Origin of the sequence: Ornithinibacillus halophilus (assembly GCF_900129485.1) — a bacterium.
GTDB lineage: Bacteria > Bacillota > Bacilli > Bacillales > Amphibacillaceae > Ornithinibacillus > Ornithinibacillus halophilus.
On the sequence record NZ_FQVW01000001.1, the window covers coordinates 337,510 to 354,152 of the forward strand.

Sequence of the window (16,643 nt, forward strand, 5' to 3'; positions counted from 1 at the left end):
GAATATTATCTTATTTATATTTATTAAGTTTGTCTCCGATTAGATCACCGAATTGGAAACTAGATTGTTCTTCATCTTTTGCATATTGTTTATATTCTTTTTCTTCTTGCTCTTGTTCTACTTCTCTAATACTTAGAGACATTCGTTCTTCTTTTTCATTTATATCAAGAATTTTAACTGTTACCTTTTGGCCTACTTCTAAAACTTCCTGTGGTGTTCCGATATGGCGATTAGCAATTTGCGAGATGTGTACTAATCCTTCAACATTCGGTAACACTTCCACAAATGCACCAAAATTCACTAAACGTTTAACTGTACCTTCAACTGTTTGTCCTTGTTTAATTTTTGATTCAACATCAGCCCAAGGACCAGGTAGAACTTTTTTACGTGAAAGCGAAATTCGCTCGTTATCAAGATCTACAGATAAGATCTCCACTTTCACTTTATCTCCTTCTGAAACAACGTCAGATGCTTTGTTCACGTGTTCATGTGCAAGTTGTGATATATGAACTAAACCATCTATTCCTCCAAGGTCAACAAACACACCAAAATTAGTGATTCGTTGAACAGTTCCTTCAACTACTTGACCTTCTTTAATAGACTTTAATAGATCATTTTTCTTAGCAGTTTCTTGCTCTTCAACTACTGCACGATGCGATAAAATTAATCGATTTTGTTCTCTGTCGAATTCAACAATTTTCACTTCTAATTGTTTATTCAAGTAATCACTAAAATCCTCTACAAAGTGTGCTTCGACTAATGAAGCCGGCATAAACCCACGAATGCCAACATCTAATACTAAACCGCCTTTTACGATTTCTTTAACTTCTGCAGTGAATACTTCGTTGTTCTCATATTTCTTTTGTAAATCTTCCCATGCTTTGTCGGCGTCTACTTGTTTCTTAGATAGCACGACATCATCGTCATCCATCTTTTTAATAACTAAAGTTAATTCATCACCAACATTAACTACTTCGGATGGTGACTCTATGTTTAAGTTAGATAACTCACTAATTGGTAAAATACCTTCCGTTTTATAACCGATATTCACTAATACTTGTTTATCTTCAATTTTTTCTACACTACCGGTTACTACATCACCAACATTCAAACTTGGGAATTCATTTGTTGTTTCACTCATTATAGTTCCTCCTTAGATCAAACCATTTGATAAGAAAATGAATAATTTCTTTATTTTTTATGTAGACCTCTATTTTATAAGTTCTAATAATTAGATTTATTTGTCAAGTAAAGTAAACCAAATTTCAATATTTTTTTATAGTTTTTCGTTGGCTAACGCAAATATTTTATTTGCTACATCATCAATCGTTAGTGATGTAGTATCAATTTCTATCGCATCTGCTGCTTTAATTAATGGTGCTGTTTCTCTTTTGGAATCAATTTGGTCTCGCTGATTAATTTCGTCCATTAATTGTTGTAAGTTTGAATCAAAGCCCTTTTTTATATTTTCTTCATGTCTTCTGCGTGCACGTTCTTCTACAGAAGCAACTAAGAATACCTTTACTTCAGCGTCTGGAAGAACATGAGTACCAATGTCTCTTCCGTCCATCACAACACCTCGTTTGTTAGCCAACTGTTGTTGTCTAAGAACCATCTCTCTTCTAACTGAGGCGTGTTTTGCTACATGAGAGACGTTATTTGTCACTTGTTGAGATCGAATTTCTAATGTAACATCTTCACCATCTAAAATGACTCTTTGGCCATCCTTACTTTGCTCTAGGTCAATTTTTGTGGTACTTAATAACTCAGATAATCGCTTTTCATCTTGTAAAGATGTTTGTTGATTGATTGCTTTTAACGTAAGTGCACGGTACATAGCACCAGTATCAATGTAAATATATGAAAGCTTGTTTGCAACGATTTTGGCTACGGTGCTTTTCCCTGCAGCTGCTGGTCCATCAATTGCAATTGCTATATTTTTGTTTGTCATGTAAGTATACCTTCCTCTCAATCTTTACAGAATATTGGTGATTGTTTAAAACGGTGTATAAGGTGGATCACCTTATTTCTTTCTGTCTTGCTTCTCGTTGTTTTTCAAAACAAAATTGAATGATTTTTTGTTGGGTGTGACTGTCTATATTTATAAATTTTAAAGAAGCCGTACGAGGTTGATTGTTATTATTTAGCACTCGTATTACCTCGCACTGTATGGTTATGTACTCATAAGAACCTGTCTGATTACTCAATACAATCCATGTATTGACAGATTGTCCTGATGTTAGTTCTTCTCCATCTGGCAATATAATGGATAATCCCCCACCACTAATATCGTTTGTAACGGTTGAAAATGGTCTGAATTTATCCAGTTTACTATGAACCGCTACATCAACTTGTATTTCGATTCGAACAAATTGTCTTCGTTGTATTCGTTCAATTTGTTCAGGTTGTGGTAACTCAATTGCTAGAGCTGGGATTGTAAGAGTCGTTTTTTTCTTTATAAATGTTTTAAATCGATAGATAGAATGATCCTTTCCAACATAGCTAGCATATATAGGGGTATCTATACTTATAAAAGTAGTTCTTCTAGACTGAACATGAACAGGCAAATCTATGTAGATATATTGATTGTCTCTTTCAATAATCTTGCTTTGATATTCTTCTTTTTCCCCATTACTATAAAACCGTTCAATATTTAATAATGTACCAATCCTCATGAATGTTCCCCCTATAACTCACACCTATCACTATTATTACAAAAATATTAGAAAAGGGGAAGGTATAAAAACCATTCCCCTTAAATTCCTGCATAATTTATTTCTTTACCATTTAACTTTTCAACTTTCTCTTCTGTACCATCCATTGCGTTGATGAAGATTCGATACGTATCATTCTCATATAGCCCTAGAAATTCATATGTTAATACTTCTTCACCCAAATCATTATCAATGACTGATAGGAACTCTTCTTGAATATCTACATTTGGGTTAACGTATGACTTAGCCTCGTCAATTGAAATTCCTGGTTCTGGTATATTACGATCTTTATGGTTCATGAAGTAGTTACTTGCTGTAATACCAAGTATATCTCCATTATCTAAACCAACTTTGACCTCAATGGCATCTGAATAGACACGTACACCATTTTCATTGTATAAAAATGAATACACTCCAGTATTATTGTATTCATTGCTATCAAAAAGAATCATGTCGGTAAAATCTTGTTCTTTTAGATATTCTTCAGCTTTTAATAATCCATCGTGTAAACTAATTTGTTTTTCTCCTAAATTACGATCTACTAACAGGTTTAATGGATTTCCACCTTGTTGTGATAAATCTAAATATGCATTTTTCTTCCCATCACGATAGGAAATACTGTACATTGGTATATCTGCCCCATCACCCGTTTCAGTAATTCTTAAATCATTATGATTATCGATATTAAAAAGTTCTTTCCCTATTTTTAAAGCTTCTTCTTGATTCACTTTCTCGCCATTTAAGTTTTGATATTTATGTTCTTTTGAAGAAGTCCCCGTTAAGGCGGAATTTGCATTACTTTCTGCAAAGCCTTCTACTTTTTTCTCTACCGTTTTAAATCCATCAATAATAGTATTGTCAGCTTGTTCATCTTGTGTTGCAAGTGCTAATTGAACATCCATCCAACGTAAATTATTCTCTAGAGCAAGATGCTGAACATTTCTTAACTCGTTCTTAATATCTGTTGCCTGCTCATATAAACTTTGCAAAGCTTCAGTCTCCTCATCTGATAGAGGATCATCTTCTAAATCTCTTACTGCTGTCTTATAGGTGAAATCACCAATTTTTGATAAAAACTCTTCCGTTTCATTAAATGGCAATAAAGTTAATGGCAATTGCCCGACATTCGATAAAGCCTCAGACGTTAAACGCCATATTTCCACTAGTTGAGGGGATAATCTTTCATTAGAATTCATAGCTAATGTTGTTCCAATTTTATCATGTAGTAAATCAATATTATAGGAGAGTTCATGGAATGAACGTTGATACGTATTTTCCGCTTGAATTAATATAGCATTTTTCTCTTGGTGCTCCTTATATCCCCAAACTGCTGTACCAGCTACAGCTATGGAAAGTACAGCAATTGAAATCCATCGAATCATACATTTCACACCTTTCTATTTACAAAAAATATGTTTACCAATTCTTTTTATTTGTGGTCTACCCCATATCCAACTTGAAGTTGCAGTATCAGGATTAAAATAATATATCGCATTTCCAGTTGGATCCCAGCCGTTTATAGCATCTAATACAGCTTCTCTTGCTTTATCATTCGGGGTTAGCCAAATTTGTCCATCTGCTACAGCAGTAAAGGCCCTTGGTTCAAAAATCACCCCGGAAACAGTATTTGGAAAAGTAGGGCTTTCTACCCGATTTAATATAACGGCAGCAACTGCAACTTGCCCTTCATACGGTTCTCCTCTCGCCTCACCGTAAACTGCATTTGCCATTAAATTAATATCATTCTGTGAAAATCCTTGTGGTACGTTCACAGCCTTAGTAGTTTGTCCTTCTGCTGCATCATTGTCCTGCTGTTCTGTTGCATTGTTGGCCTGTTGATTTGTTTCATTATTGCTCTGCTGTTCTGCTTCATTATTTGCACCATCTGTATTAGTGTTCGTTTGATTTTGAGTTCCTTGTTGCTTAGATTTTTCTTGTTGTGCTTGTTGCTTGTTTTTATTAGTATTATTTTGTTTTCCTGGGGCAGATTGCTTCGATTTATCCATTCCGCCATAATGTGTAAAACGATTCCCTTTTCTAATTTGCTCTTTCACAAAATTTTCATCATAATCTGTTGCTCTTTCTAACATTTCTTTCGTTTTTTTACCTGCTAATCCATCAACTTTTTTTAATTCGAATTCTTTTTGAAAGTTTCGTAATGCCCAATAAGTACCCCAACCAAATACTCCATCAATCTCACCTTTATAAAAACCTAGGTATTGTAACCTCGCCTGTAATTCTATTACATCATCCCCAACAGCACCGTGTTGAATGATTTGTTCTGAGAAAGCCGATATATCTTTAGTTGGATATGCAACTAATCCTACCGAAAATAGAAAAACAGCTAAAATTGAAAGGAATAACTTTTTAAACTTCATTGTATAGATTCCTCCTGCTAATATTTCTTCATCTAGTAATATCTATTTTTCGATTAAAACGCTTTTTTATGCATACTGTAAGAAAAGAGAATTAAAAAAGCTTACTCTACTTATTTATTAGAGCAAGCTTTTAGGCATCCTTTTCAAAGACGTGATATTCAGTATTTTGATTCATATTCGCATATTTCATTCTGTGCAGACCCATTATCCACAGAACAATCATAAATGGAATTAGCACATAATACCAATTATTAGTTGCGGTTTCCAATATATAGTTATACGTTCCATGTAAAGTAAACGGTAAGATAAATGCTAGTATTATATTCCCTATCGTATAATGTTTCTTTATCTTTGCTTTTCCAAAGTGATAGCCCATTATCACACCAAATAAAGCATGTGAGGAAACAGGAAATAGTGCTCTAGTAAAAGCATACTCAATTCCATTTGATAATAAATATAGGATGTTTTCGACCATTGCAAAGCCTAAACTAATGGATACGGCATAAATGATACCATCATAATGTGCGTTAAATTCCGTATGGTGATAAATAACATAAATAAAAATAAACCACTTAAAAAATTCTTCTAAAAGTGCACTTACGAAAAATGACTGTATTATAGGGTGTTCAATACCAGTGGAAACGATAGCATATTGCAGAAACATAATCGGTAAAACTAATAATGCTCCGAAAATGAACGTTCGAATGATCAATGGTAGTGGTTCACTTACCTTGTCCTTCAAATAAAAGAAAGAAAGTAGCGCAAACACAGGAGCAATACCAGCCGATAAAATAGCAAACATAAGTATTTCCTCTTTCCAAAGTAATACTTCAATCGTACCACTTAGTAGGTAAATTGGAAATAGTTTATAATAAAATCAATATAAAATTAAAAGTGGGTGCACATACAATGAAAAAGCTCTTATTGATCCATACTGGCGGCACTATCTCTATGTTGGAAAATAAAGAAACCGGAGAGGTAAACTCCACTGACGAACATCCGTTATCTAACGAAGTCAAGCTGATAGATACTGAACTAAATATCGATGAACATATAGAGTTTTCTTTACCGTCTCCACAAATCACACCTAAACATATGCTTAAATTAGCAAATAAAGTGGAAAGTGTTATACCCGATTATGACGGAATAGTTATTACTCACGGAACAGACACATTAGAAGAAACAGCCTACTTCTTAGATTTAGTATTAACAACTGAAAAACCAGTTATTATAACTGGAGCTATGCGTTCAAGCAATGAAATTGGTTCTGACGCCTTATACAACTTGTTAAGTTCCATTAGAGTCGCTACAACATCTGATGCATTTTCAAAAGGTGTATTAGTGGTTATGAATGATGAAATACATACTGCTAAAAATGTAACAAAAACGTCAACTAGTAATGTTGCTACCTTCCAAAGTCCACAGTATGGACCAATTGGAATTATTACAAAGGATTCTGTGATATTTCACCATGATATTCTATCTCGTCCTTCCCATCCTGTAAGGAGTATTAATAAACACGTGTTTTTACTAAAAGCATATGCAGGTATGGACGAACAGATTGTGGAGGCGATATACCAATTAAAACCAGATGGAATTGTTATTGAAGGACTTGGTCAAGGAAATCTTCCAAAAGAAACGTTATCCATTATTAAAAGGTTTATAAACGAACAAATTCCAGTAGTTTTAGTTTCTAGATGTTATCAAGGAATCGTTCAACCTACATACGGATACGATGGTGGAGGTAAACAATTAAAAGAGATTGGGGTTATTTTTACGAATGGTTTGACCGGACCAAAAGCCCGGATTAAATTATTAATTGCTTTAGAAAAAACTAAAAACATAGAATCATTACGTAAAATATTTGAGGAAGAAAAATAATGTAAAAAAGGATAAAAAGTACACCCCAATAGCATCATGCATTTGGAGTGTACTTCTGTTATTCGTTAGAAAATTTGTTTTTATGGATTGAATCAGCAATTTTTTCACCGTGGAAACGACCATTTTCTATAAAAATTTTATTATTATTATTCCCTGCTGCGACTACTCCTGCTATAAATAGTCCACGTATATTCGATTCCATTGTAGTTTCATCAAAAAATGGTTTACCATCTTTTTCATCAATGGTTACTCCAACTTGCTCTAATAGTGAAATATCCGGACGATAACCAGTCATAGCAAAAACAAAGTCATTTTTTACTGCCTTCTCTTTACCGTCTACTTTGTAATAAACTTCATGCTTGGTAATTTTAGAAACGTGAGCATTAAATTCCATCTGAATAATTTCTTTTCTAACTAAGGAATCAAAATCTGGCAATATCCAGGGCTTGATACTTTTTGAATAAGAATCTCCTCTATATAGAACCGTAATATTAGCACCAACCTTATTTAGCTCTAAAGCAGCATCAACGGCTGAATTTTTTCCACCAATAATAACGACATTCTTATTATAATAAGGATGTGCTTCTTTAAAATAATGCATCACCTTATCTAAATCTTCCCCTGGAACATTCATGTAATTTGGCTGATCGTAATATCCTGTTGCAACGACAACATTTTCAGACAGGTATCGATTTTGTTCCCCTAAAGAATTAGTCGTCACTACTATAAATTGATCATTATCTTTCATAACCTCTGTTACTTTCTCAAATGATTGAACTCTTAAAGAAAACTTATCAGCAACAGCACGATAATAGGCTAGTGCTTGACTTCTCACTGGCTTCTGCTTTTCTGTAATAAATGGAACATCCCCAATTTCTAGCTTTTCACTAGAACTGAAAAAAGTCTGGTGAGTGGGAAAATGATAAATTGTATTTACGATATTTTCCTTTTCTATTATTAGTGGTTGAATCCCTTTCTTTATTAATTCAATGGCTGCCGACATTCCACATGGTCCACCACCTATAATAATTACTTCCTCTCGCTGCATTAATTCGCACCCTTTCAAACAAAAAACTCTTATCTAATAAGATATGATAAGAGTTTTTGTGTTCTTATTCAATTACTATGCATTTAATGTTAAACCCAACCACGGAATCGAGAAGCTTCTGCCATTTTGCGCACTCCTACCATATAAGCTGCTAACCTCATATCGATTCGTCTAGTTTGAGCAGTATGATAAATTGTATCAAATGCTTTTACCATTTTTTCATTTAGTTTTTCTTCAATTTCTTCTTCCGACCAATAATACCCTTGGTTATTTTGAACCCATTCGAAATAAGAAACAGTTACACCACCTGCAGAAGCAAGCACATCTGGTACCAATAAAATACCGCGCTCTGTTAAAATCTTTGTAGCTTCCATTGTAGTCGGACCATTCGCAGCCTCTACCACAATACTAGCCTTTATATTATGAGCATTTTCTTCGGTAATTTGATTTTCAACAGCTGCAGGAACAAGAATATCACAATCTAATTCTAAAAGTTCCTTATTGGAAATCGTATTATTAAATAATTTCGTAACAGTACCAAAGCTATCTCTTCTGTCTAATAGATAATCAATATCTAAGCCTTCTGGATCATGCAAGGCACCGTACGCATCGGATATTCCTACTACTTTCGCTCCTGCGTCATGTAAGAATTTAGATAAGAAACTACCAGCATTACCAAATCCTTGAACGACAACTCTTGCTCCTTTTACATTGATTCCTTTTTTCTTAGCTGCTTCATTAATAGCGATTGTGACACCTTTTGCAGTTGCAGATTCTCTACCGTGAGAACCTCCGAGAACAATTGGTTTACCTGTAATAAATCCTGGACTATTAAATTCATCAATACGGCTATATTCATCCATCATCCAAGCCATAATTTGTGAATTTGTAAATACATCAGGAGCAGGTATATCCTTTGTAGGACCTACAATTTGACTAATTGCACGTACATATCCACGACTGAGCCCTTCTAATTCACGAAATGACATTTCTCTAGGGTCACAGATAATTCCACCTTTACCACCACCGTATGGTAAATCAACAATACCAGCTTTTAAACTCATCCAAACTGATAATGCTTTAACTTCTTTCTCGGTAACATCCGGGTGAAAACGTACGCCCCCTTTTGTTGGTCCAACAGCATCATTATGTTGTGCCCGATACCCAGTGAAGATTTTAATCGAACCATCATCCATTCGAACTGGAATTCTAACCGTCATCATTCGGATAGGTTCTTTTAATAATTCAAATACTTCTTCTGGATAGCCAAGTTTGTCTAGTGCATTCTTGACTACAGTTTGGGTAGAACGAAGCACATCCATTTTAATGTTGTTCTCTTTGGTAGAATCTGCTGCTTTATCGGCTACCATGAATTTACCTCCTACAATATCAAATAAATGTTTTATTATTGCTGTACTCAGAAATTAGTATACACCTTAAATATAAATATGCAATAAAAATTACTTAAAATCTAATAAATTTATTAGAAAAATGAAAGCGATTACTTTAGGGGCAGTATTTTAGTATTCATTTAGTTATAACTTCAATTTTCACATAATAATATTCCTATATTTTAATAGAACTCTTTTATTATTTTATCCACAGCTCCTGAAGGTATAATCAATTTACCATATTCAATTAATCGATGCGATGTAACGATACTTGGAGAAGAAAACTCAGACATAATAGCAATAATATCTTCTTTATTATTGTTATTTAGTTCATCTGGTTGTAATAAGAAATAATACCTTTCCTCCATAAAGAATAATTTTCCATCTTGGATTCCATTTAATGATAAATTAGAGGAGACCTGTATTACGTCTTCAAAGTCAGCAAATGAAAAAATAAGTTCTTTACTCTCATCTAATGTTACTTTCATTTCAATATAGTCCTCATCCCAGTCTGTATTTTCAATTTTTTGTGTTACAGTAATATGCATGCCTTGCGCTTGCATTAAATGTACTTGTACAAGCAATTCACCTTCTAATTCAAAATCCAATTCATTGCTAGCCTCATACATCATATCACTAAATAAATTTTGTACACTAGTGGAATCGTACCATAGTTCTTCCTTTGTAAAACCTCTTTCGATAAGGTCATCAAATGTTAAAAAGATCGTAAACTGTTGATCGGATACTCTTTCTATTCGCACACAGCATCCTCCTTTCCTAACCTATAAAACAATTGGTGATACTATAATATTTAAATAAACGTTTATTCATTATATGCATCATTCTAAATTGTTGAACATAACAACTAGTATTAATTACTCTTTAGTGTAATTACATGACACTCAGCGCTTGTTTCCAGCCGAAGCGGAACTAAAGAATAACCATACCCCTCCGAAACAAGTAAGTTTGTATTACGTACTTTCTTTAATCCACCTTTTTCATAGGGACCAAAGTTAAAAAATCGAATTTGTCCACCATGTGTATGCCCAGCAAGAACAAACTCAACCATATTCTTCTCATCATCAGTCAATTCTTCTTCAAAAGTTTGTGGAGAATGAACGAGTAGTATAGTAAACAGTTCATTATTTCGGTGTACAAACTTAGTAAAATTCACAGGTCTAAATAGTGAATAATCTAATCCAACAAATCGAATCTTTTCTTGATTTCTTTCGATAATTTCTTCCTTATTTGCTAAAATGGTCACCCCTTCATTGATTAAGAGATTAGTGAAACGAACAGGAAACCCTTCATAATCATTATTTCCCCACACAAAAAAGATTGGAGCATTCCATTTTTTAAGTTTTTGTATATTATCTTGTGTTCGTTTTAAAGGTACTCCATTCTCTGTTAAATCCCCACCAATAACAACTACATCTATTTCATCTTTTATAGATTGGATCGTCTGATCATCTATTTTTCTTCGATGAATATCCGTAATAAAAAAGATATGGAAGTTATTAAACGATTCAGGTAATCTCTTATCTGAAATCATATTGTATGATACTTTATCGTGAAACGCATTATAAATCATATAAAAAACAAGCGTTAATCCTAATAGAACGATAACAAGCAATAAAGTCATTCATGAAGCCTCACTTTTAACGGTTTACATTTACATGAAACTTTTATTATTATGCACCTAAGTATGATCTACTCTACATTGAGAGTACCTTGTTTTGCTACTATACTATAGACGTTCTTACAAATCCATAATTACCTATACAAAAATCCGAACAAATTCGAGCTCTTGTGAAAGAGTTCGGATTATTGTTCGGATATTTCTACAGTAAGACCTTAATTACATTAGGTTAATTATAATATTCCCCAATTATATACAGCAAAAATAAGTACAAATAGTAAAATTAAAGATACAAAGACCATTCTCATAAAAGGGCGGCTAAGTTTCAAATTGACTCGTCCATTTTTTTGCGTATGTATTTCACTTCTCGGAGGCAGGTTCAATATGTCAACTTCACGAGTGGGATAAGATTCTTCTTTATAATCATCTTCTGTCAATAAACTTTCGTTTTGATTATTTTCCTCTACTTCAGACAATAATGCACGTAATTGTTCTGCTTGGTCTTTTTGTTCCTGTGTTTCATGATTCATATTAACCTTCACCCCTTTTTAGTATGATTTTAGCGACACCTGACTTGGTTGTACCTTTATTCTTTTGTATATACACACCTAGTATAAAATCGATTATAAAGTGAGCAGTTATGGTCACAAGAAGATTCTCAGTAATTAAAAATAAATAGCCTATGAGAAAACTAGTGATGACAATCGAAATCATTAGTATAGGCTTTTTCAAATAGCGAACATGAATAATTGCAAACACGATACTTGCAAAAATATAGCCAAAAGTTGTTTGGATAACCCCTCTAAATAACAACTCTTCTGCAACTGCGACTAATATGGCAAAAAGTAAAATTTCACGCTTATTCATGCTCTCGAAGACTCGTTTATTTATCCCACCATCATCATAATGTTTCTCTGGAACTATTTTCATAAGAATAAAATCTATGATTACTATAATAAACCCAGGTAGTACACCAAACAGAACAATATCCTGAATATCCCATTTTAGATAGGAAAACCAGTCTGAAATATTATCAAATAAAATAAAGCTGAAAATGATTGCAATAATCAGTATAAGTAGTTGTGAAAAATATAATGATTTTTTTAATTCTCGGTCCGATAATTGTTGAATAATCTCACTTTGCTTCATCCGATTTCTCCATGTAATAACAATTTCTGTAACTTCTTTTCCCAGTTCAACTGAATATCTTGTTTACTACTATTTTGAATTGGTTGCCATTTTTCTAATGAAAAACCACAACTACTACAACATTGTTCGATTGGCTTAGAATAGGACTCTTGAAAATTTTTGTATAAATGCTTGCGAAGGCATCTTCTTTCATTTAACCATCGAATCATTTCAGTTAGTTTGTCTTCTTTCAGTACTAATCGATCTTTTCGAATCGAATTAACGTACTCCAAGAAACGTTCCCAATTCATTTTTGTTACCTGGAACATATTCCCTTTAATAATATCATGTTTTTCTAATTGATAGCGTAAAAATCTCCATTGTATTTCATTTAAATTCAATATTGGCAGTATATTTTCGTCTGTAGGTAAACCATTGTTATTTTCGTGGTACTGTTTAATAACTCTCACTGCAAAATTTAATTGTTCTTCTGAAGGTAATTCATTTTCAATCATATTTTTAGGCAAAAATGCATCCGTTCTACTATAAAGGACCATGCTTAAACTGGAATGACCATCTCTACCTGCCCTACCTATTTCTTGAATATAGGATTCAATTTGTGACGGAAAATGATAATGAATTACTAATCTAATATCATTTTTATTAATCCCCATACCAAAAGCACTCGTACAACAAATTACATCCAATTGATTATTTATAAATTGTTGCTGTATAGCTACACGATCAGATGCCTCCATTCCACCATGATAATAAGATATCCGGTGACTTTTTAAGTGCTTTGATAAATGTTGAGAGACTTCCTCTGCAGCTATTCGACTTGAAAAATAAATAATCGTTGGCACTTTATAATCTGTCAAAATGGTTTGAAGTATTTCTAACTTTTCGTGATTGTCCATTACTTCTCTAACAGTTAACATAATATTATTACGGTCCATTGGATAAATATGTTTTATTACATTTGGTAGGTTCAGTGAATTAACTATATCATCTTGGACTAATTTAGTTGCAGTTGCACTTAATGCTAACACTGGTGGGTTACCTAATAATTCAATAACATTACTTAATTTAAGATAATCAGGACGGAATTCATGTCCCCATTGTGAAATACAATGTGCTTCATCAACAACAAATAGGCTTACATTTATTTGTTTTAGGTGTCTAAGGATCTCGTTTTGTTGTAAAAGTTCAGGGGAAACATAAATTAATTTATACTGATGTAGGTTTTGATAGATTTTCCGCCTTGTAGATGGATCAACAAAACTATTTAATGCTACAACCCTTTTTATATTCATCGCTTTTAGTTCTTTCACTTGGTCAATCATTAAAGAGATTAATGGTGATACTACAATTGTAGTACCTTCTTGTAGAAGTGCTGGTAATTGGTAGCATATCGATTTACCAGAACCTGTTGGCAAGATTCCTAATACATCTTTTCTTGCTAGCACATCTTCAATTATTTCTCGTTGCCCTTTACGGAAAGTGGAATAATGAAAATGCTGTTTTAATTTTTCTTCTAACTGGTTAGTTTGTAGCATATTCTTCCCCTCTTTCCATACGAGCTAAAACAAGTCTGATTTGAAAATAGTTAATAGTAGTATCATCAATTGCTTCCATAATTACTTTTAATTTATACGTTCCTACTTCTTTAATTGCATGGAGTATCATATCCTGTTGTTGTACCGTTACATAATCGGACAGTGGAAATTCTGGCTCATGTAATGCGATTTCAACAAGATGGTCTTGAATTGTATTTTCTTTTAATTTTCTAATTCTTGCTATATCACCAATGTTGTACCCTTGTTTTAAGAAGTGGTATGTTTGTTGAGCTGTTTTAGTAATCAATGCCGTACTTTGCTTATTTACAATAAATAAAGATAACAACGGGTATGCTGATTGATTCTGTTTAATCAATTGTTGCATTTTCTGAGACATCCCCATAAATAATAGTGGAACATCCTCAATAGGCAATTCATATTTCTCACTTAATTGGTCAACACTCATTCCATAATATTTATATCCTGTAAATCGATCCACAAGTAAACTAGCTTCCAAATCTGTAAATGTTATCAACAACTCATGTAATTCATCATAAAGGGTTGATAATATTTCCTCTGGATTTTTCCCTACATTTCTATAAAGCTGTCTTACCCAATTCGTAATTTCTGGTTTCTCTGTAATCGGAATAAATGAGAAATTATTCATTTTTATATTGGTGTACGTTTGAATGACTAGTAATAATCGCTCAAAGAAGAAAGCATCTGTATTGTGATGACCATAAAAATAATGTATGGGAACCTGTTTCTTTGTTTGATTAAACCAGTCAATTCCTTCAGTGGTAATGGTAATAAAAGATTCCTCTTTAGAATTTCTGACTATGTATTCACATTTTAAAAGCAAACTAATCTTACTATCGAACAATCTTTTATCAAGTGAAGGATAGACTCCATAATATCTTTCTAAACCGTAAAGTTTTGCATCGTGAAGCGTTTGAATGGACTTTTTCCCTTTTAATAAATGATAAGTAGCATACACGGTTCGTTCTAATTTAATTTGTTGGATGCATTTAATGATTAACGCTTCGAATAACATTTAGCCTACACCTCTAGTACAATGGCATTTATTTTATATATTTATCTTAACCTATAAATCTCCCAAGTTGAACGAGATACTTTTTCCATTTACAATAACATTAGTAGTTGTTTTTTGAATGGATTGGAGGAAACGTGTATTGTCCATTAAATATACAATTGTTGACAAAGATACATGTATCGCTTGCGGGGCTTGTGGTCTTGCAGCACCTGATATATATGATTATGACGATGAAGGGCTGGCATATGTTATTATAGATGAAAATAAAGGAGTACAAGAAATTCCGGATGAACTTGAAGATGATGTAATTGATGCCTTTGAGGGTTGTCCAAGCGAATCCATTAAAATATCTGATCAACCTTTTCATGGCAAACCATTAAGATTTGAAGAGTAATAAAGGAAGCTGATTCCATTTTATCATGAAATCAGCTTCCTTTTCCATATTTCTATCGTTGTAATTCAAACCGTTCTTTTGCATACTTTTTTAAAAAGTGATAAATAATTGGGTACATAACTAAAATAAAGATAGCATTACCAATTGCATGGTATGTATCAAAAGGTAACCCGGCGAGATAGTAGACATAAAAGTTTTGGCCAGTTATTTGATAATTTGTTAATGAGACAATTAAACCATAAAAATAGCCACTAAATACCCCGAATACCGCAAGCAAGATGACTGGAATTTTTTTTGGGATTTTACCTAATAATCCACTTAATAGACCGATGATTATCCATGAAATAATTTGCCACAGTGTCCATATCCCTGTTCCTAAGATCATATTTGATAAAAAAGTCGTTAGAATTGCTAAAAGAGCGGCACTTAAAGGACCTAAAATTAGTCCACATATAATTATGACTGCAGTAACAGGCTGTACATTTGGTAGAAATGCAAATGAGACTCTTCCTACAATCGCCAAAGCAGCTAGTAAAGCAAGTAACGTGATCTTATAAATATTCATTTAATCATTCCCAGGCTTGAAAGTCAAAATTCACTTTATCACCAGGTGTTAATTCTAATTCATTTGCTCCTTTTACTGGCATTTCATCATTAATAAAAAATAGCCATCCTTTTTCCTCTCCATCTTCTGCCGCAACACCATCAATGGAAGTAATAAAAGCTCCATCAAATTCAGTTTCAATTTCAAAATTGTCTTCCATTACATCCATAAGGATATCACCCTCCTCAATGGATATTTCCTTTTCAGAAACAATTTCTTCTCCATCATCTTTAGAAATTGTAACGTACACCTTCTCTTCTTGATTCTCAGAAGAATTATTGTTCTGGTTTTCTTCTCCGTTATTATTGTTATTATTTCCTTCAGATACATTCCCACATCCTGTAACAAGTACAAATACTACTAATAATGGTGCTACTCTTAAGAAAAATTTAGTCATTTCTCCATCCTCCAAGTTCTGTTTGTTTCGTTTTATACACATGTCAATTGATAATTATGCTTCCCTCCTTAGAGATTGATTGCCATTTTCAATCTCATCCATCAACAACATGAGATAAAACATTCTTCTGTGAGGTATTTCGGAACAACAAAAAAGCTAATTCACCAAGAATTAGCTTTTATCGACAAACGCACAACAATACGAATTCATACGTATATAAAGTATCGGTTGTCTCAATAGTCCTAACCTCGGGATCATTGATACAATTGAAAATGGCAGGTCTACTGACTCGTGACTTTTCTACTCTAAGCCCTTCCCGTATGTACTATTCATACAGTGGTTTATGCTTATTTCGCTATCACTTACAGTTGCGAGGACAGTTCTAGACTTTCACTAGATTCCCTATTATGCAAGAATATGCACCATATTCAATATTTTTATTCAACTTAATTAAATCAT

Annotated in this window: 18 protein-coding genes and 1 riboswitch; of the genes, 2 read left to right on the plus strand and 16 right to left on the minus strand. The window is 33.2% G+C overall.

The window, feature by feature from the left end; all coding sequences use genetic code 11:
- Positions 1–10 precede the first annotated feature (10 nt).
- The 6 genes from rpsA to prsW form a co-directional block, all read right to left on the minus strand.
- On the minus strand, positions 11–1,141 hold the full coding sequence (rpsA, locus tag BUB12_RS01740) for a 30S ribosomal protein S1 (RefSeq protein ID WP_072887368.1): 1,131 nt from the start codon (positions 1,139–1,141) through the stop codon (positions 11–13).
- Positions 1,142–1,276: 135 nt separating this feature from the next.
- Entirely contained in the window at positions 1,277–1,951 is a 675-nt protein-coding gene (gene cmk, locus BUB12_RS01745; protein WP_072887370.1) for a (d)CMP kinase, read from the minus strand.
- Between the two features lie 67 nt (positions 1,952–2,018).
- A complete protein-coding gene (locus BUB12_RS01750) occupies positions 2,019–2,675 on the minus strand; it encodes a flagellar brake protein (RefSeq protein ID WP_072887372.1) in 657 nt (218 codons plus the stop codon).
- 80 nt (positions 2,676–2,755) lie between these two features.
- Positions 2,756–4,096, minus strand: a complete 1,341-nt coding sequence (ypeB, locus tag BUB12_RS01755; RefSeq protein ID WP_072887374.1) for a germination protein YpeB — start codon at positions 4,094–4,096, stop codon at positions 2,756–2,758.
- A 15-nt stretch (positions 4,097–4,111) separates the two neighbouring features.
- Positions 4,112–5,092, minus strand: coding sequence for a spore cortex-lytic enzyme (sleB, locus tag BUB12_RS01760; RefSeq protein WP_072887376.1), 981 nt, complete (start codon positions 5,090–5,092; stop codon positions 4,112–4,114).
- A 130-nt stretch (positions 5,093–5,222) separates the two neighbouring features.
- Complete coding sequence (gene prsW / locus BUB12_RS01765) at positions 5,223–5,894, minus strand: glutamic-type intramembrane protease PrsW (protein ID WP_072887378.1); 672 nt, start codon at positions 5,892–5,894, stop codon at positions 5,223–5,225.
- A gap of 107 nt (positions 5,895–6,001) precedes the next feature.
- Here prsW and BUB12_RS01770 point away from each other — a divergent pair, with 107 nt between their 5' ends.
- The gene (locus BUB12_RS01770) at positions 6,002–6,973 is read left to right on the plus strand and encodes an asparaginase (protein WP_072887380.1); all 972 of its coding nucleotides are present in this window, start codon (positions 6,002–6,004) and stop codon (positions 6,971–6,973) included.
- Positions 6,974–7,031: 58 nt separating this feature from the next.
- Here the strand turns inward: BUB12_RS01770 and BUB12_RS01775 are convergent, their stop codons facing one another.
- From BUB12_RS01775 to BUB12_RS01810, 8 genes are all read right to left on the minus strand, one after another.
- Positions 7,032–8,021, minus strand: a complete 990-nt coding sequence (locus tag BUB12_RS01775) for a YpdA family putative bacillithiol disulfide reductase (protein ID WP_072887382.1) — start codon at positions 8,019–8,021, stop codon at positions 7,032–7,034.
- A gap of 89 nt (positions 8,022–8,110) precedes the next feature.
- Positions 8,111–9,391, minus strand: coding sequence for a Glu/Leu/Phe/Val family dehydrogenase (locus BUB12_RS01780; protein ID WP_072887384.1), 1,281 nt, complete (start codon positions 9,389–9,391; stop codon positions 8,111–8,113).
- 203 nt (positions 9,392–9,594) lie between these two features.
- Positions 9,595–10,173: a genetic competence negative regulator gene (locus tag BUB12_RS01785; protein WP_072887386.1), complete on the minus strand. Its 579-nt coding sequence runs from the start codon at positions 10,171–10,173 to the stop codon at positions 9,595–9,597.
- 110 nt (positions 10,174–10,283) lie between these two features.
- Positions 10,284–11,054 carry a metallophosphoesterase gene (locus BUB12_RS01790; protein WP_072887388.1) on the minus strand — a complete coding sequence of 257 codons (771 nt, stop codon included), beginning with the start codon at positions 11,052–11,054 and terminating at the stop codon, positions 10,284–10,286.
- Between the two features lie 230 nt (positions 11,055–11,284).
- Positions 11,285–11,581: a hypothetical protein gene (locus tag BUB12_RS01795; protein ID WP_072887390.1), complete on the minus strand. Its 297-nt coding sequence runs from the start codon at positions 11,579–11,581 to the stop codon at positions 11,285–11,287.
- A gap of 1 nt (position 11,582) precedes the next feature.
- Positions 11,583–12,200: a CPBP family intramembrane glutamic endopeptidase gene (locus tag BUB12_RS01800; protein WP_072887392.1), complete on the minus strand. Its 618-nt coding sequence runs from the start codon at positions 12,198–12,200 to the stop codon at positions 11,583–11,585.
- Entirely contained in the window at positions 12,197–13,735 is a 1,539-nt protein-coding gene (locus BUB12_RS01805; RefSeq protein ID WP_072887394.1) for a RecQ family ATP-dependent DNA helicase, read from the minus strand. The genes BUB12_RS01800 and BUB12_RS01805 overlap by 4 nt, the downstream gene beginning before the upstream one ends.
- Positions 13,722–14,789 carry a YpbB family protein gene (locus tag BUB12_RS01810; RefSeq protein ID WP_072887396.1) on the minus strand — a complete coding sequence of 356 codons (1,068 nt, stop codon included), beginning with the start codon at positions 14,787–14,789 and terminating at the stop codon, positions 13,722–13,724. Before BUB12_RS01810 ends, BUB12_RS01805 begins: the two co-directional genes overlap by 14 nt.
- Before the next feature lie 118 nt (positions 14,790–14,907).
- Here BUB12_RS01810 and BUB12_RS01815 point away from each other — a divergent pair, with 118 nt between their 5' ends.
- Positions 14,908–15,183 (plus strand): ferredoxin, encoded by a 276-nt coding sequence (locus BUB12_RS01815; protein WP_072887398.1) that lies wholly within the window; start codon positions 14,908–14,910, stop codon positions 15,181–15,183.
- Positions 15,184–15,235: 52 nt separating this feature from the next.
- Here the strand turns inward: BUB12_RS01815 and BUB12_RS01820 are convergent, their stop codons facing one another.
- Positions 15,236–15,748: an ECF transporter S component gene (locus BUB12_RS01820; protein ID WP_072887400.1), complete on the minus strand. Its 513-nt coding sequence runs from the start codon at positions 15,746–15,748 to the stop codon at positions 15,236–15,238.
- A 4-nt stretch (positions 15,749–15,752) separates the two neighbouring features.
- On the minus strand, positions 15,753–16,184 hold the full coding sequence (locus BUB12_RS01825; RefSeq protein WP_072887402.1) for a DUF4430 domain-containing protein: 432 nt from the start codon (positions 16,182–16,184) through the stop codon (positions 15,753–15,755).
- Positions 16,185–16,441: 257 nt separating this feature from the next.
- A riboswitch (cobalamin riboswitch) is annotated at positions 16,442–16,626 on the minus strand.
- Between the last annotated feature and the right edge of the window lie 17 nt (positions 16,627–16,643).

What these genes read in the sequence shown, in the direction of transcription:
- rpsA (WP_072887368.1), bottom strand. Translation starts at nt 1,141, where the DNA reads ATGAGTGAAACAACAAATGAATTCCCAAGTTTGAATGTTGGTGATGTA.
- cmk (WP_072887370.1), bottom strand. Translation starts at nt 1,951, where the DNA reads ATGACAAACAAAAATATAGCAATTGCAATTGATGGACCAGCAGCTGCA.
- BUB12_RS01750 (WP_072887372.1), bottom strand. Translation starts at nt 2,675, where the DNA reads ATGAGGATTGGTACATTATTAAATATTGAACGGTTTTATAGTAATGGG.
- ypeB (WP_072887374.1), bottom strand. Translation starts at nt 4,096, where the DNA reads ATGATTCGATGGATTTCAATTGCTGTACTTTCCATAGCTGTAGCTGGT.
- sleB (WP_072887376.1), bottom strand. Translation starts at nt 5,092, where the DNA reads ATGAAGTTTAAAAAGTTATTCCTTTCAATTTTAGCTGTTTTTCTATTT.
- prsW (WP_072887378.1), bottom strand. Translation starts at nt 5,894, where the DNA reads ATGTTTGCTATTTTATCGGCTGGTATTGCTCCTGTGTTTGCGCTACTT.
- BUB12_RS01770 (WP_072887380.1), top strand. Translation starts at nt 6,002, where the DNA reads ATGAAAAAGCTCTTATTGATCCATACTGGCGGCACTATCTCTATGTTG.
- BUB12_RS01775 (WP_072887382.1), bottom strand. Translation starts at nt 8,021, where the DNA reads ATGCAGCGAGAGGAAGTAATTATTATAGGTGGTGGACCATGTGGAATG.
- BUB12_RS01780 (WP_072887384.1), bottom strand. Translation starts at nt 9,391, where the DNA reads ATGGTAGCCGATAAAGCAGCAGATTCTACCAAAGAGAACAACATTAAA.
- BUB12_RS01790 (WP_072887388.1), bottom strand. Translation starts at nt 11,054, where the DNA reads ATGACTTTATTGCTTGTTATCGTTCTATTAGGATTAACGCTTGTTTTT.
- BUB12_RS01795 (WP_072887390.1), bottom strand. Translation starts at nt 11,581, where the DNA reads ATGAATCATGAAACACAGGAACAAAAAGACCAAGCAGAACAATTACGT.
- BUB12_RS01800 (WP_072887392.1), bottom strand. Translation starts at nt 12,200, where the DNA reads ATGAAGCAAAGTGAGATTATTCAACAATTATCGGACCGAGAATTAAAA.
- BUB12_RS01805 (WP_072887394.1), bottom strand. Translation starts at nt 13,735, where the DNA reads ATGCTACAAACTAACCAGTTAGAAGAAAAATTAAAACAGCATTTTCAT.
- BUB12_RS01810 (WP_072887396.1), bottom strand. Translation starts at nt 14,789, where the DNA reads ATGTTATTCGAAGCGTTAATCATTAAATGCATCCAACAAATTAAATTA.
- BUB12_RS01815 (WP_072887398.1), top strand. Translation starts at nt 14,908, where the DNA reads ATGGATTGGAGGAAACGTGTATTGTCCATTAAATATACAATTGTTGAC.
- BUB12_RS01820 (WP_072887400.1), bottom strand. Translation starts at nt 15,748, where the DNA reads ATGAATATTTATAAGATCACGTTACTTGCTTTACTAGCTGCTTTGGCG.
- BUB12_RS01825 (WP_072887402.1), bottom strand. Translation starts at nt 16,184, where the DNA reads ATGACTAAATTTTTCTTAAGAGTAGCACCATTATTAGTAGTATTTGTA.